The sequence below is a fragment of the Streptomyces sp. GL_141 genome, assembly GCF_057834385.1.
In genome coordinates, this window is the sequence record NZ_CM174402.1 from 2,543,091 (window position 1) to 2,558,170 (window position 15,080).

General features: G+C 72.7%; 9 protein-coding genes. 4 read left to right on the forward strand and 5 right to left on the reverse strand.

Features of this window, described 5'->3' with window-relative positions; genetic code table 11:
• Nucleotides 1-161: 161 nt before the first annotated feature.
• Nucleotides 162-1,175, reverse strand: a complete 1,014-nt coding sequence (gene gmd, locus AC3IX6_RS10685) for a GDP-mannose 4,6-dehydratase (RefSeq protein WP_489369932.1) — start codon at nucleotides 1,173-1,175, stop codon at nucleotides 162-164.
• Nucleotides 1,176-1,708: 533 nt separating this feature from the next.
• On the opposite strand from gmd, the gene AC3IX6_RS10690 reads away from it, so the two are divergent.
• Entirely contained in the window at nucleotides 1,709-2,698 is a 990-nt protein-coding gene (locus tag AC3IX6_RS10690) for a GDP-L-fucose synthase family protein (protein WP_489369933.1), read from the forward strand.
• Nucleotides 2,699-2,723: 25 nt separating this feature from the next.
• Here the strand turns inward: AC3IX6_RS10690 and AC3IX6_RS10695 are convergent, their stop codons facing one another.
• Nucleotides 2,724-4,199 carry a sugar transferase gene (locus tag AC3IX6_RS10695; protein WP_489369934.1) on the reverse strand — a complete coding sequence of 492 codons (1,476 nt, stop codon included), beginning with the start codon at nucleotides 4,197-4,199 and terminating at the stop codon, nucleotides 2,724-2,726.
• A gap of 384 nt (nucleotides 4,200-4,583) precedes the next feature.
• Between AC3IX6_RS10695 and AC3IX6_RS10700 the strand changes: the two genes are divergently transcribed.
• Nucleotides 4,584-6,848 carry a M4 family metallopeptidase gene (locus tag AC3IX6_RS10700; RefSeq protein ID WP_489369935.1) on the forward strand — a complete coding sequence of 755 codons (2,265 nt, stop codon included), beginning with the start codon at nucleotides 4,584-4,586 and terminating at the stop codon, nucleotides 6,846-6,848.
• A gap of 224 nt (nucleotides 6,849-7,072) precedes the next feature.
• Nucleotides 7,073-8,533, forward strand: coding sequence for a nitronate monooxygenase (locus AC3IX6_RS10705; protein ID WP_489369936.1), 1,461 nt, complete (start codon nucleotides 7,073-7,075; stop codon nucleotides 8,531-8,533).
• 64 nt (nucleotides 8,534-8,597) lie between these two features.
• On the opposite strand, the gene AC3IX6_RS10710 is transcribed toward AC3IX6_RS10705, so the two are convergent.
• Together AC3IX6_RS10710 and AC3IX6_RS10715 are read right to left on the reverse strand one after the other, a co-directional pair.
• On the reverse strand, nucleotides 8,598-9,128 hold the full coding sequence (locus tag AC3IX6_RS10710; protein ID WP_489369937.1) for a hypothetical protein: 531 nt from the start codon (nucleotides 9,126-9,128) through the stop codon (nucleotides 8,598-8,600).
• Nucleotides 9,129-9,351: 223 nt separating this feature from the next.
• Nucleotides 9,352-10,899 (reverse strand): MFS transporter, encoded by a 1,548-nt coding sequence (locus AC3IX6_RS10715; RefSeq protein WP_489369938.1) that lies wholly within the window; start codon nucleotides 10,897-10,899, stop codon nucleotides 9,352-9,354.
• Nucleotides 10,900-11,076: 177 nt separating this feature from the next.
• Here AC3IX6_RS10715 and AC3IX6_RS10720 point away from each other — a divergent pair, with 177 nt between their 5' ends.
• Nucleotides 11,077-12,087 (forward strand): Lrp/AsnC family transcriptional regulator, encoded by a 1,011-nt coding sequence (locus AC3IX6_RS10720; RefSeq protein WP_489371400.1) that lies wholly within the window; start codon nucleotides 11,077-11,079, stop codon nucleotides 12,085-12,087.
• A 19-nt stretch (nucleotides 12,088-12,106) separates the two neighbouring features.
• Here AC3IX6_RS10720 and glgP read toward each other — a convergent pair whose 3' ends face one another.
• On the reverse strand, nucleotides 12,107-14,752 hold the full coding sequence (gene glgP, locus AC3IX6_RS10725) for an alpha-glucan family phosphorylase (protein WP_489369939.1): 2,646 nt from the start codon (nucleotides 14,750-14,752) through the stop codon (nucleotides 12,107-12,109).
• Nucleotides 14,753-15,080 lie beyond the last annotated feature (328 nt).

Consider the following 15,080-nt stretch of genomic DNA (forward strand, 5'->3'; position numbering starts at 1 on the left):
GGCCTGGTCACCACGCGGGACCCATTGCTTACCAACTTGGAATCAACGAGTCCGGACGCGGATGGAGCACTACGGACATACGGCAGATTTGCCCCGGCCACAGCCGCCGATAGCTGCGCGAATGGCCGGGACAGGGCAAATCGTAGGCGAAATATAAGGCCTCAGCGGTCGATGCGGACGCTGGCGCCCGCCAGTTGGTCCTCGACCTGCCGGATGTCGGAATCCACCATGATCCTGGCCAGCTCGGCCACCAGGACCGTCGGCTTCCAGCCGAGCAGGTCGTGGGCCTTGGACGCGTCACCGATCAGGGCGTCGACCTCGCTGGGGCGCTCGTACTTGGGGTCGTAGCGCACGTGCTCGTTCCAGTCGAGGCCGGCGTGCGTGAAGGAGGCCTCGACGAACTCGCGGACGGTGGCGGCGACCCCGGTGGCCACGACGTAGTCGGTGGCCTCGTCCTGCTGGAGCATCCGCCACATGGCGTCCACGTACTCCGGGGCGTAGCCCCAGTCGCGGACGGCGTCGAGGTTGCCGAGGTAGAGCTTCTCCTGGAGGCCCGCCTTGATCCGGGCGACCGCGCGGGTGATCTTGCGGGTCACGAAGGTCTCGCCGCGGCGCGGGGACTCGTGGTTGAAGAGGATCCCGTTCACGGCGAACATGCCGTACGCCTCGCGGTAGTTCACCGTCGTCCAGTACGCGAACACCTTCGCGGCGCCGTACGGGCTGCGCGGGTGGAACGGGGTGGCCTCGTTCTGCGGGGGCGGGGTGGCGCCGAACATCTCCGAGGAGGAGGCCTGGTAGATGCGGGTGTCCACGCCGCTGGCCCGGATCGCCTCCAGCAGGCGCAGGGCGCCGAGGCCGGTCACGTCGCCGGTGTAGAGCGGGGCGTCGAAGGAGACGCGGACGTGCGACTGGGCGCCGAGGTTGTAGACCTCGTCGGGGCGTATCTCGCGGAGCAGGTTCACCAGGGCGACGCCGTCGGAGAGGTCGGCGTGATGCAGCACGAGGGAACGGTTCGCCGTCTGCGGGTCCTGGTAGATGTGGTCGATCCGCTCCGTGTTGAAGCTGGAGGACCGCCGCACGAGCCCGTGCACCGTGTAGCCCTTGGAGAGCAGGAGCTCTGCGAGGTACGAGCCGTCCTGCCCGGTGACGCCGGTGATCAGCGCGGTCTTGCCCATTGGGTCCCCCTGGGGATCGTTGCGGTGCGGTCGTGGCTGCGCCCCGGTGTACGGGCCGGAGCTGTTCGGTTCGGGGCGTCGCCCCGGGTGTGGCTCGGGGCGCGGCCCCGGGTGTGCCCCGGGGTCACGCCTCGTCGTGCGGGTCGGTGCCGGGCACCGGGTGCGGGTTGGTTCCGGACCCCGGGTCCGGGTCGGTACCGGCCCCCGGAGTGCGGCTGGAGTCCGCGGCCTCCGGTGTTCGAGCCGGCCGCCGGATGTGGAGTGGGGCCGGGCCCGGGTGCTGCGCGGTCCGTCGCCAGGGGGCTGGAGACGGGTACCAGATCGGTACCGTACACGTTCGACCCGGAGCCCCCTCCCGCCGGATCGGGCCCCCTCGCCCCCTTGCGGGGCGGTATGTACCGGACTCGCCGCTGCCACCCGAAATCCCCCTGCCCGCCGGGGCTTCCGGGGTCGGCCCCGAGGCGTGCGGCAGGCAACCGCGGCCGGGGGCTCCCCCGTGAAACCGCGGACAGCGGACTGGCATCATCGGCGGTATGACAAGTTCGCCGTTCCTGCCCCCGAACGCCCGCGTCTTCGTCGCCGGCCACCGCGGCCTCGTGGGGTCCGCGGTCGTCCGCCGGCTCACCGCCGACGGGTACGAGGTGCTCACCCGCGGCCGCGCCGACCTCGATCTGCGCGACGCCGCCGCGACCGCGGCGTACCTGCGGGACGTGCGGCCCGACGCCGTCGTCCTGGCCGCCGCCAAGGTCGGCGGGATCATGGCCAACAGCACGTTCCCGGTGCAGTTCCTGGAGGACAACCTCAAGATCCAGCTGAGCGTCGTCGCCGGGGCGCACGCCGCGGAGGTCGGCCGGCTGCTGTTCCTCGGCTCCTCCTGCATCTACCCCAAGCTGGCCCCGCAGCCCATCAGCGAGGACGCCCTGCTGACCGGCCCGCTGGAGCCGACGAACGAGGCGTACGCCCTGGCGAAGATCGCCGGCATCGTCCAGGTCCAGTCGTACCGCAAGCAGTACGGGGCCTCGTACATCTCCGCCATGCCCACGAACCTCTACGGCCCGGGCGACAACTTCGACCTGGAGTCCTCGCACGTCCTGCCCGCCCTCATCCGGCGCTTCCACGAGGCCGCCGCCGAGGGGCGCGAGGAGGTCACGCTGTGGGGGTCGGGGACGCCCCGCCGGGAGTTCCTGCACGTGGACGACCTGGCGGCCGCCTGCGCCGTGCTGCTGCGCGAGTACGACGGCGCCGAGCCGGTGAACATCGGCTGTGGCGAGGACCTGACCATCAAGGCCCTCGCGGAGACCGTCGCCGAGGTGACCGGCTTCCGCGGCAGGCTCGCCTGGGACACCTCGAAGCCCGACGGGACGCCCCGCAAGCTGCTGGACGTGACCCGGCTGCGCGGGCTCGGCTGGAAGCCCGCGGTCCCGCTGCGCGAGGGCATCGCCGCCACGTACGCCTGGTGGCGCGAGCAGGACTCCGGGCAGGACAGCGGGCCGGGCAAGGAGCGGAGCAGCGGGCAGGGCTGATCCCAAGGCAGGGATCCCCGGTGCCTCAGTACGCTCCGCGACCGTCGACCACGGCGCGGAGCGTGCGGCCCATGACGTCGACGTCACTGGTGAACGACCAGTTGTCCACGTACTGCAGGTCGAGCTGGATCGTTTCGTCCCACGAGAGGTCGGACCGCCCGCTGATCTGCCACAGCCCGGTCATCCCGGGCCGCACCGCGAGCCGGCGCAGTTCGACCTCGTCGTACTCCGCCACCTCCTCCGGCAGCGGAGGGCGCGGGCCGACCAGTGACATGTTGCCCGCCACCACATTGATCAGCTGCGGAAGTTCGTCCATGGACGTGCGGCGCAGCAGCCGGCCCACGCGGGTGACCCGGGGGTCTCGCCGCATCTTGAACATCAGGCCGTCGTTCTCGTTGGCCCCGGACAGCTCGGCCTTGCGCGCATCGGCGTCCACGACCATCGTGCGGAACTTCCACATGACGAAGGGGACACCGTCGCGGCCGATGCGCCGCTGCCGGTAGAAGGCCGGCCCGCGCGAGCCGCAGCGGATCGCCAGGACCATCGCGAGGAAGGCCGGCGACAGCAGGACCAGTCCGAGCGCCGCGCCCGCCCGGTCCAGTACCGACTTCAGCAGGGTCTGCATGCCGCGGCTCACCGGCGGCGCCACCCGCAGTATGGACAGGCCGCCCGCGGACAGGGTCTCCAGTCGCTTGACGGAGACCTCCACCAGCCCGGGGAAGACCGCCAGTTCCAGCCCGGCGTCGTGCAGGGCCCAGGAGATCCGGCGCAGCCGCTCCCCCGCGAGCCGGGCACCCGGTGCGACGAGCACCAGGTCGGCGCGGTGGGCGGAGACGGCTCCGAGCACGGCGGCGGAGTCCCCGTTCGGGGACTGCGCCATCGCGGAGCCGAGCCGCGCCGCCACGGGTACCCCGCTGTCCAGCCCGCCGGGACCCACCGGGACGACGCCGACCACCACGTAGGGGTGGTCGGTGCGCGCGGCGAGGTGTCCGATGACGGACTCGGCGGCGTCGGGCTCGCCGACGACCAGGACCCGGCTCACCGCCTGGGCTTCGCGCCGGGCGGCGGAGAGGTGGCGGTAGGTCAGCTTGTGGCAGGCGACGGTGACGAGCAGGGCGGGTACGAGGGCGCCGAGGGCGGACAGCCGGGGGGTGTTCTCCCCCGTGACCACGCGGGCCACGGCGAGTACGCCGATCAGAATCAGCCAGTCGTGCAGGACGGGCAGGACTCCCCGGGATTCGCCGAGCGCGCGGCCCGCGTAGCGCCGGCGCATCAGCTGCACGCCGGTCCAGGCGAGGGCCGCGCCGAGGGCGCAGAACAGGGGCCGGGCCTGGTGGGCGGCCTCGAAGACCAGGCCGACGGGTACTCCCGCGCCGATCAGGTCCGCGGCGACCGCGGCCGGCAGGTACCAACGGGCCTTGTCGCGCAGGCCCCGGGCCCGCATGGCCGACGCCCGGGCCGCGCCGGCCACTCTTTGCACAGGAATACGGACATGCCTCATGAGGCCCCCCTGGCACGTGGTCTATGACGGTGGCGCGAGTCCGCGGCTTCCCCAAACAGTGGACATCAGGCGCACCGGGAAACAGTACGACAAACGCCAGTACGGTAAATGCCGTTTCCCGGAACCGGACATCTTGTTGCCCAAGCGTTAGCGCCCGGCCGTCCGCATTCCGGGTGCGGGACGCGCCCCCTCTCTCATCCCAAAGTGAATGTTCCGCATACCGGATACGTCTCTTCGGACAACGAACGATTTCCGGCCAACCTTTTGACGCGGCCCTGACATCACAGCGCGCAGGTGGCACTCTTCGACCGTTCATCGCACCAGCCCGATCTGCCCGGAGGCCCACCCAGCCATCCGGAACCCCCCTTGCAGAAGGAGTCTGCGTTGAGTCCCACCCCCCAGCGGCGTGCCACCACGGCCGGCGCGCTTGTTGCCGCGGCCGCTCTCCTCGCCGTAGGCATCCAGACAGGTTCCGCCAACGCCGACGCCACCGCGTCGCAGGCCGGATCGGTCGCCCAGGCCAACCCGGGCGCGGCCAATCTCAAACTCAGCGCTTCGGAGCGTGCGACGCTCCTGGCCGAGGCCAACTCCACCACCGCGCAGGCCGCCAAGGCGCTCAGCCTCGGCAGCGGCGAGAAGCTCATCGTCCGCGACGTGGTCAAGGACGTGGACGGCACCACCCACACCACGTACGAGCGCACCTACGACGGCATACCGGTGCTCGGCGGTGACCTGACCGTCCACGCCAAGGGCGGCGTCACCAAGAGCGTCACCAAGGCCACGAACCACGACCTGAAGGTGGACACCACCGCCACCGTCGCGCCGTCCGTCGCGGAGGGCCAGGCGGTTTCCGCCGCCAACGCCGAGGGTGCCAAGGACGCCAAGGCCACCAAGGGCGCCCGCAAGGTGATCTGGGCGGCCGAGGGCGCTCCGGTCCTCGCCTTCGAGACCGTCGTCGGCGGCCTCCAGCACGACGGCACGCCCAGCGAGCTGCACGTGGTGACCAACGCCAAGACCGGCGCGAAGATCACCGAGTGGCAGGGCATCGAGACCGGCACCGGCAACACCATGTACAGCGGCCAGGTGACCATCGGAACCGCGCAGTCGGGCAGCAACTACACGCTGAACGACGCCTCGCGCGGCGGCCACAAGACCAACAACCTGAACCGGGCCACCTCCGGCACCGGCACCCTGTTCTCCGGAACGGACGACGTCTGGGGCAACGGCCTGCCGGCCAACCTGGAGACGGCCGCCGCCGACGCCCACTACGGCGCGCAGGTGACGTGGGACTACTACAAGAACGTCCACGGCCGCAACGGCCTGCGCAACGACGGGGTCTCCCCGTACAGCCGGGTCCACTACGGCAACAACTACGTGAACGCCTTCTGGGACAACTCCTGCTTCTGCATGACGTACGGCGACGGTGAGGGCAACGCCAAGCCGCTCACCTCCACCGACGTGGCCGCGCACGAGATGACGCACGGCCTGACCTCGGTCACCGGCAACATGACGTACAGCGGTGAGCCGGGCGGTCTGAACGAGGCCACCTCCGACATCTTCGCGGCGGCGGTCGAGTTCTACGCCGCCAACCCGCAGGACGTCGGCGACTACCTGGTCGGCGAGAAGATCGACATCCGCGGCAACGGCACCCCGCTGCGCTACATGGACAAGCCGAGCAAGGACGGCTCGTCGAAGGACTCCTGGTACTCGGGCCTCGGCTCGATCGACGTCCACTACTCCTCGGGCCCGGCCAACCACTGGTACTACCTGGCCTCCGAGGGCTCGGGCGCCAAGGTCGTCAACGGCGTGAGCTACGACTCGCCGACCGCCGACGGGCTCCCGGTCACCCCGATCGGCCGCGACGCCGCGTCCAAGATCTGGTTCCGCGCCCTGACCACGGGCCTGTTCCGGTCGAACACCAACTACGCGGCCGCCCGTACGGCCACCCTGCAGGCCGCCGCCGACCTGTACGGCTCCGGCTCGGCCACGTACACCAACGTCGCGCACGCCTGGGCCGCCATCGCCGTCGGCGCCCGTCCCACGAACGGCGTCACGGTCACCAGCCCGGGCAACCAGAACACCGTCACGGGCAGCGCGGTCAGCCTGCAGATCCAGGCCACCAGCACCAACGCGGGTGCCCTGAGCTACGCGGCGACCGGCCTGCCGGCCGGGCTGTCGATCAACGCCTCCAACGGCCTGATCTCGGGTACGGCCTCCACGGCGGGCACGTCCAACGTGACCGTCACGGTGACCGACTCGGCGAACCAGACCGGGACGGCGGCGTTCACCTGGACGGTCGGCACCACACAGCCGAACGTCTTCGAGAACACCACCGACTACGCGATCGCCGACAACTCGACGGTCGACTCCCCGATCACCGTGAACCGCACGGGCAACGCCCCGAGCACCCTCAAGGTGGACCTCAACATCCTCCACACCTACATCGGTGACCTGAAGGTCGACCTCGTCGCCCCCGACGGCACCCTGTACAACCTGCACAACCGCAGCGGCGGCAGTGCGGACAACATCATCAAGTCCGTCACGGTCAACGCCTCCTCCGAGGTCGCCCAGGGCGTGTGGAAGCTGCGTGTCAACGACAACGCGAACATCGACACCGGCAAGATCGACAGCTGGAAGCTCACCTTCTGACCCCCACCGGGGCCGTTCGTGAACCAGAGCTGAACCGCTAGACCACGGGGCCGCCCGGGAGAAGACCTCCCCGGGCGGCCCTGTTCCATTGGGCCCCGGCCACCGGGTCCACGTACCCCCAGGGCCAGGACCTTCGGCGCCCGCCGGCCGGCCGGGCCGGCGTCATAGTGGAAATCAGCGAACCTACGGAACCGTAGGTTCGGGTGATTCCGAGGACGTGACCCATGCCGCAGACCCCCACGAACGCCCCCGCCGCGCAGCACCCCTGGCTGATCCAGGGCGGCATGGGCGTCGGCGTCTCCGGCTGGCGGCTGGCCCGGGCCGTCTCCGGCGAGGGCCAGCTGGGCGTGGTCTCCGGCACGGCCCTGGACGTCGTACTGGCCCGCGTGCTGCAGACCGGCGACCCCGGCGGCCACGCCCGCCGCGCGCTGGCGGCCTTCCCGCTGCCCGAGCTCGCCCAGTCCGCCCTCGACCTCTACTTCCGCGAGGAAGGCCTCGCGGACGGCACGGCGATGCGCACCACCCCGCGGCTGCGGGCGACGGGCGGTTCGCAGGCCGAGATCCTCACCGTCCTCGGCAACTTCGTCGAGGTCTGGCTCGCCAAGGAGGGACATGACGGTGTCGTCGGCATCAACTACCTGGAGAAGATCCAGCTCGCCACCGCCCCCGCGATGTTCGGCGCGATCCTGGCAGGCGTCGACTACGTGCTCGTGGGCGCGGGAGTCCCCGGTCAGATCCCTGCCCTCGCCTCACGGCTGGCGCGCTACGAACGCTGCGTGAGCAAGATCCACGTGGAGGGCGCCGAAGAGCCCCTGAACCACCTCTTCGACCCCGCGGCCCTGCTCGCCGGGCACCTGCCCGGCCCGCTGCGCCGCCCCCACGTGCTGGCCATCGTCTCGCTCCCGGTCCTGGCCACCTACCTGGCCCGGGACGAGATCACCCGCCCCGACGGCTTCGTGATCGAGACCAGCCAGGCCGGCGGCCACAGCGCCCCGCCGCGCGGGCCGATGAAGCTCGACGAGGACGGCGAGCCGGTCTACGGCCCGCGCGACAGCCCCGACCTCGCCAAGATGGCGGCGCTCGGGCTGCCGTTCTGGCTCGCGGGCGGCCAGGCCAGCCCCGAGGCCGTGGCCGGGGCGCTCGCGGAGGGCGCGGCCGGGGTCCAGATCGGCAGCGCGTTCGCCCTGTGCGAGGAGTCGGGGATGGCCCGCCACCTGCGCGAGGAGCTGCTGGACCGGGCCCACACCGGCACCCTCTCGGTCCGCAACGACCCCGAGGCCTCCCCGACCTCGTTCCCGTTCAAGGTGGCGGACCTGCCGGGGACGGTCTCCGAGCCGGAGGTGTCCGAAGCCCGGCGCCGGGTCTGCGACCTCGGGTTCCTGCGCACTCCCGTACGGGGTCCGCGCGGTCTGGTCTACCGGTGCGCGGCCGAGCCGGTGGCCGCGTACGTCCGCAAGGGCGGCGAGGCGTCCGACACCAAGGGCCGCCAGTGCCTGTGCAACGGCCTGCTGGCCACGATCGGGCTGGCCCAGCGCCGGCCGCACGGCCGGGTGGAACCCCCGCTGGTGACGATCGGCAAGGACCTGTCGTTCCTCCCGAGGCTCGCCCCGAACGCCGAGCCCTACACGGCCGCGGACGTGGTGCACTGGCTCGCGGCGGGCGCGGAGCGGCCTGCCGGCCGCTGAGGCCCCGAAGCAGGTGAAGGGCCCGGCTCCCCTGGGGGGGCCGGGCCCTTCGCGGTCCGTGGGATCAGCCGAGGGAGCTGAAGACCGAGTCGAGGATGTCCGAGGTCTCGTCGGCCGGTGCGGCGGCGGCGCGCCCGCCGATGCTGCGGTCCTCGTCGTCGCGCCAGTCGTCACGGCGGTCGTCACGGCGGTCGTCGTCATGCCGTCCGTCGTGGCGGCCGTGGTGGTCCCAGTCGTCGGTCGGCTTGAAGAAGACCGAGCGGACCTCCAGGTCGTCGGCCCGCTCGCCCGGCGCCAGCGTCTCCACGGCCTGGCCGCCGCAGGAGCGGTCCTCGAACAGCACCGCCAGCGAATCCGTGTCGTTGCGCACCTGGAAGGCCGGGTGGTTCCGGGACGCGTTCGTCAGCTGGTAGCAGGTGTCGTTGTCGGCGGGCTCGATCCGGCCGTGCCGCGTGTCACCGCCGTCGCTGTAGCGGTAGTGCAGCGTGCCGAGGTACTCGCGGTCGTCGTGGTCGTTGGCGTACGACAGCCCGGCGGTCGGCAGGACGAGCGCGAGGGCGCCCGTGAGCGCGATGGCGGTGGTGCGAAGACGCATGGGGAGTCCGTTCCTCGGGTTCCTCGGATGCCAGGTCCGGTTGGCACCCGCGGGCAGCGTAGGAGCGGACCGGCTCCATGCGGCGATGCGGCACGGCAGCGCGTTCGAAGGTTCACCCTCCCGGTCCCTCCCGGCCCCTTCCGGCCCCTTCCGGCGTCGAACGCGCGAACGCCCCGGATCCGCGCGGGATTCGGGGCGTACGAAGAGGCCGGACGAGCCCCGCTCAGACCGCGGCCCGCTCCGCCGGCGCGGAGCCCTGGCCCGGCACCGGCACCGCCACCGGGCCCTTGCCGCCGGATCCGGCGGCCGGCCGGCGGACCAGCACGAACAGGATCAGCGCCCCCGCCAGGCCCATCGCCCCCGAGACCCAGAAGGTGTCGCGCAGCCCGCTCGCGAAGGCCGCCTCCACCCAGGTCGCGGCCCCCGGAACGGTGTCCAGCAGCCGCGCCGCCCCGCCGCCGGCCAGCGCCGTGGCCGTGCCGTGCGGCTGCCCGGAGCCGGCGAGTCCGTCGGCCAGCCCGGTGTGGAAGACCGCGCCGAGCACCGCGATGCCCAGGGCCATGCCCAGCTGCCGCGCGGTGTTCAGCGCACCGCCCGCCATGCCCGCCCGGGCCGGGGGCACGGCCCCCATCGCGGCCGCGGCCAGGGCGGGGGAGATCAGTCCGACGCCCACACCGGTGACGGCCAGGCCCGGTACCAGCGCCGTCCAGCCGTCGCCGGCGTCCAGCAACCAGCCCTGGAGCAGCGCACCGGCCGCGATGAGGAGCAGCCCGCCGCCGATGGTGGTCCGCGGGGAGGCCCCGTGCAGGAGCTTGCCGGAGGCCGCGGCGACGAGGAAGCCGGCCAGGCTCATCGGCAGCAGGGCCAGTCCGGCCCCGACCGGGCCCATGCCCTCGGCGGTCTGGAGCCACAGGGAGACGTACATGAGGTAACCGAAGGCGGCGCCGGACATCAGCAGCGAGGCGGTCATCACGGCGACGAAGACCGGGCTGCGGAAGAGCGAGAGGTCCAGCATCGGGCGGGAGCCGCGCAGTTCGACGAGGACGAAGGCGGCGAAGGAGGCCGCGCCCAGGGCGAACAGGCCGAGGGTGCCGGCGGAGGTCCAGCCGTTCTCGCCGCCGCGGATGAGGCCGTAGGTGACGGCCCCGGCGCCGAGGGTGAAGGCGGCCATGCCGGGCAGGTCCAGGCCCTTGGCGTGCGGGTCGCGGGACTCGGTGACGGCCTTGAGGGTGACGTACACGGCGAGGGCGCAGACCGGGAGGTTGATGAAGAAGATCCAGCGCCAGCCGAACTGCTCGGTGAGCAGCCCGCCGATGATCGGGCCGGCCGCGGCGGCGGCTCCGTTGACCGCGCCCCAGACGCCGAAGGCGACGCCCCGGTCGCGGCCCTGGTAGGTGGAGCTGAGCAGGGCCATGGTGGTGGCGAACATCGCGGCGCCGCCGATGCCCTGGACGGCGCGGAAGGCGATGAGCGCGGCCGGGCCCTGGGCCAGGCCGCAGGCGAGGGAGGCGGCGGCAAAGAGTCCGAGCCCGCCGAGGTAGACGCGGCGGCGGCCGATCCGGTCGGCGAGCGATCCCGCGCCGAGCAGCAGGGCGGCCAGGGCGAGGGCGTAGCCGTCCATCACCCACTGGAGCTCGGAGAACCCGCCACTGGGAATGCCGGAAGCCATGTCGGCTGCCATGTCGGGCAGGGCGACGGTCACGATCGTGACGTCGACCAGGAGCATGAAGGCTCCGAGACACACCGCCGTCAACGGCAGCCATGTGCGCATGGGGGTACTCCCGGGATGTCCGAAGGCAGGGGCGGGTCGGGTCGGCGAACCGGGTGGGCGGCCGCCGGGGTCCGGCGGGGCGCGGCTTCCGCCTCCCACAAGGTGCCAGCCCGCCGGGGCCACCCCCACCCAGCAGCCCTCCGGCGGCGGATTTCACCCATGGACGGGTCTGTGATGATGGAAACCGTGAACGAAACGGAGCTGGACCCGCTCGACCGGTCCCTGGTCCAGGCCCTCACCATCGACGGCCGGGCCCCCTTCAGCAGGCTGGCGGAGGTGCTGGAGGTCTCCGACCAGACCGTCGTACGGCGCTACCGGCGGTTGCGGACCACCGGCCTGATCCGGGTCGTCGGGCTGCCGCTGGGCAGCCGGGTCGGGCTGTTCGAGGCCTGGCTCCGGGTGCAGTGCGCCCCCGACGCCGCGCTCCCGGTGGCCGAGGCGCTCGCCCGCCGCCCGGACATCGCGTGGGTGACCCTGGGCTCGGGCGGCACCGAGATCCATTGCATGACCCGGGCCCGTACCCGCCAGGACCGGGACGCCCTGCTGCTGGAGAAGCTGCCGCGGACCCGCCGGGTGACGGGCGTGAGCGCCCACACCATCCTGCGGAAGTTCTTCGGCGGGCCCGACGCCTGGGTGGGCCTGGACGTACTGCGCCCCGACCAGACCGCGGCCCTGGAGCGGCCCGCCGCGCAGCCGGGTCCGCAGCGGTACGCGCTCGACGAGGCGGAGCTGGCCCTGCTCTCGGTGCTGGGCCGGGACGGCCGCGCCGGGTATCCGGAACTGGCGCGTGCCAGTGGCCTGTCGGAGTCCACCGCGCGGCGCAGGCTGGAGCGGCTGCGCGAGGTGGGGGCGGTCTTCTTCGACGTGGAGTTCGTCCCGGCGCTCTTCGGTTACGAGGCGGAGGCGACGATCGTGCTGACCGTCCCGCCCGCCCGGCTGGCGCAGGTGGGGGCGGCGCTGGCGGGCCACCGCGAGGTGGCCTTCGCGGCGGCCGTGACCGGGGCCGCTTCGCTGATGGCGGTGGTGGTGTGCCGGGACACGGACGCGTTGTACACGTACCTGACCGAGCGGATCGGCGCGGTGGACGGTGTGGGGCAGGTGGAGGTGATCCCGGCCCTGCGCAGCGTCAAGCGGGCCGGGATGCTGGTGGAGGACGGGCGGCTGGTCGACCCGCCGCCCGCCTCCTGAACGCCTGCCGCCGGGGCGGCTAGCGCAGCACCACGCCGCCTCCCGCGTCGGTGTCCATGCCCGTGGCGGGGCCCGCGACCAGGCCCAGTTCGGCCGGGGTCGCCAGCAGCGGGTGCGCCGGCATGATCCGTACGGTGTAGCCGAAGGGTCCCGTACGGTCGAGGGCGAGCGGGCCCTCGTACAGCCAGCGGCCCTCCAGGTCGGGTCCGCCGGCGGGCTTGAGCGGGAAGGTCCGCCCGGCCTGGATCACGTCCTGCGCGTCGACCCGGCCCGCGACGGCCTGGACCTCCACGTCCTCGGGGGCCAGGGAGTCGAGGGAGACCTGTACGCGCAGGGTGAGGGTGGCCCCGAGTTCGGCGGTGCCGCCGACCGGGCCCGCGGTCAGGGCCTCCACGTGCTCGACGGTGAGCTGCGGCCAGGCCGCGCGGACCCGGCCCTTCCACCAGGCGAGGTCCCGCGCCGCGTCCGGGGTCAGGGCGCGGTGGGAGAGCGCGGCCGGAGCGTAGAGCCGCTCCACGTACTCCCGCACCATGCGCCCCGCGAGCACCTTGGGCCCCAGGGAGACCAGGGTGCGCCGGACCATCTCGATCCACCGCACCGGGAGTCCGGCCTGTCCGGCCCGGTCGTAGAACCGGGGGGCGACCCGGCCCTCGATCAGGTCGTAGAGGGCGTTCGCCTCCAGGTCGTCGCGGCGGTCCTCGTCCGCGCCGAGTCCGTCGGCGGTCGGGATGGCCCAGCCGAAGTCCGGCTCGAACCATTCGTCCCACCAGCCGTCCAGGACGGACAGGTTGAGGCAGCCGTTGAGCGCCGCCTTCATCCCGCTGGTGCCGCAGGCCTCCAGCGGGCGCAGCGGGTTGTTCAGCCAGACGTCGCAGCCCGGGTAGAGCTTCTGGGCCATGGCCATGCCGTAGTCGGGCAGGAACACGATCCGGTGGCGCACGCGGGGGTCGTCCGCGAACCGCACCAGCTCCTGGACCAGCCGCTTCCCGCCGTCGTCGGCCGGGTGCGCCTTGCCCGCGACCACGATCTGCACGGGCCGGTCCGGGTCCAGCAGCAGGCGGCGCAGCCGGTCGGGGTCGCGCAGCATCAGCGTGAGCCGCTTGTAGGACGGCACCCGGCGGGCGAACCCGATGGTCAGCACGTCGGGGTCGAGTACGGAGTCCACCCAGCCCAGTTCGGCGGCGGCGGCCCCACGCTGGCGCCAGGAGGCGCGCAGGCGGTCCCGTACCTCTTGGACGAGCTGCTCCCTGAGCACCCGGCGCAGGTCCCAGACGTCCTGGTCGGGGATGTCGGCCACGGCGTCCCAGCGCTGTGAGCCGCCGACGGAGAGCGCGTCCTCGGTGCGGCCGGCGCCGATCTGCTTCGCGCCGAGCTTCACCACCTCGGGCGCCACCCAGGTCGGGGCGTGCACGCCGTTGGTCACCGAGGTGATGGGCACGTCGGCGGGGTCGAATCCCGGCCACAGCCCGGCGAACATCTCGCGGCTGACGGCGCCGTGCAGGGTGGAGACCCCGTTGGCCCGCTGGGCGAGGCGCAGGCCCATCACCGCCATGTTGAACACCCCGGGGTCGCCGCCGGGGTAGGTCTCGGCGCCGAGGGCCAGGATCCGGTCGACGGGTACGCCGGCCAGTTCGCCGCCCTCGCCGAAGTGGCGGGCGACCAGGGCCCGGTCGAAGCGGTCGATGCCGGCGGGGACGGGGGTGTGCGTGGTGAACACGGTTCCCGCGCGCACCGCCTCGACGGCGGCGTCGAAGCCGAGCCCCTGCTGCCCCTCCAGTTCCCTTATGCGCTCGAGTCCCAGGAACCCGGCGTGGCCCTCGTTGGTGTGGAAGACCTCGGGGTCGGGGTGCCCGGTGATCCGGCAGTAGGCCCTGACGGCCCGCACCCCGCCGATGCCGAGCAGCATCTCCTGGAGCAGCCGGTGGTCGCTCCCTCCCCCGTACAGCCGGTCGGTCACCTCGCGGGCGACGGCGTCGTTGTCCTCGACGTCGGAGTCGAGGAGCAGCAGCGGCACCCGGCCGACGCGGGCCTGCCAGACGTGTGCGTGCAGGGCCCGGCCGCCGGGGAGGCTCAGGGACACCCGTGCGGGGGTCCCGTCCTCCTCGCGCACCAGCGCGACGGGCAGTTCGTTGGGGTCGAGGACCGGATAGTGCTCCTGCTGCCAGCCGTCCCGGGAGAGGGACTGGCGGAAGTAGCCGTGCCGGTAGAGCAGTCCGACGCCGATGAGGGGGACGCCGAGGTCGCTGGCGGCCTTGAGGTGGTCCCCGGCGAGGATGCCGAGCCCGCCGGAGTACTGGGGCAGGGCGGCGGTGATCCCGAACTCGGGCGAGAAGTAGGCGATGCCGGCGGGCAGCTCCGCGGCGGCCTCGTGGCTCTGGTACCACCTCCCGCCGTGGACGTAGTCATCGAGGTCGGCGGCGGCGACGGCGAGCCGCCTCAGGAACCGCCGGTCCCCGGCGAGCTCGGCGATCCGCGCGGCGGACACGGCGCCGAGCAGCCGGACGGGATCCCCGCCGGCGGCTTGCCAGCCCTCGGGATCGACGGATTGGAAGAGTTCACGGGTCTCGGCGTGCCAGGACCAGCGCAGGTTGCGCGCGAGGTCGGCGAGCGGCGAGAGGGTCTCGGGGAGGACGGGGCGCACGGTGAATCGACGGATAGCCTTCACGCGTTCCACCTTCGCAGGGGATTACGGATCGGAGCGGCCGCACCACGCTGTGCACCGCGAGCGTCACCCTCGGAAGGCTAGCGCCCTCCCCCCTCCCGGACCATGCCCCCTCCAGCCCCCCTCCACCGGACGCCCGCGGGCCGGTGGACATCCGTTAGTCCTCTTCGAGTTGACGGAGCATCGGCAGGTGTCGAGCCGTGGCGTGCGGGCAGGCGTTCCAGTACGTACGAGTAGTTAACCGAACACGCGGCATGGGCCGGGCTGGAGTGGGAAGGGCTCCCCGGGTACGCGCACGGCGCACCCTCCCCCGACCTCTCCCGCCACCCGA

What these genes read in the sequence shown, in the direction of transcription:
- gmd (WP_489369932.1), bottom strand. Translation starts at nt 1,175, where the DNA reads ATGGGCAAGACCGCGCTGATCACCGGCGTCACCGGGCAGGACGGCTCG.
- AC3IX6_RS10690 (WP_489369933.1), top strand. Translation starts at nt 1,709, where the DNA reads ATGACAAGTTCGCCGTTCCTGCCCCCGAACGCCCGCGTCTTCGTCGCC.
- AC3IX6_RS10695 (WP_489369934.1), bottom strand. Translation starts at nt 4,199, where the DNA reads ATGAGGCATGTCCGTATTCCTGTGCAAAGAGTGGCCGGCGCGGCCCGG.
- AC3IX6_RS10705 (WP_489369936.1), top strand. Translation starts at nt 7,073, where the DNA reads ATGCCGCAGACCCCCACGAACGCCCCCGCCGCGCAGCACCCCTGGCTG.
- AC3IX6_RS10710 (WP_489369937.1), bottom strand. Translation starts at nt 9,128, where the DNA reads ATGCGTCTTCGCACCACCGCCATCGCGCTCACGGGCGCCCTCGCGCTC.
- AC3IX6_RS10715 (WP_489369938.1), bottom strand. Translation starts at nt 10,899, where the DNA reads ATGCGCACATGGCTGCCGTTGACGGCGGTGTGTCTCGGAGCCTTCATG.
- AC3IX6_RS10720 (WP_489371400.1), top strand. Translation starts at nt 11,077, where the DNA reads ATGGAAACCGTGAACGAAACGGAGCTGGACCCGCTCGACCGGTCCCTG.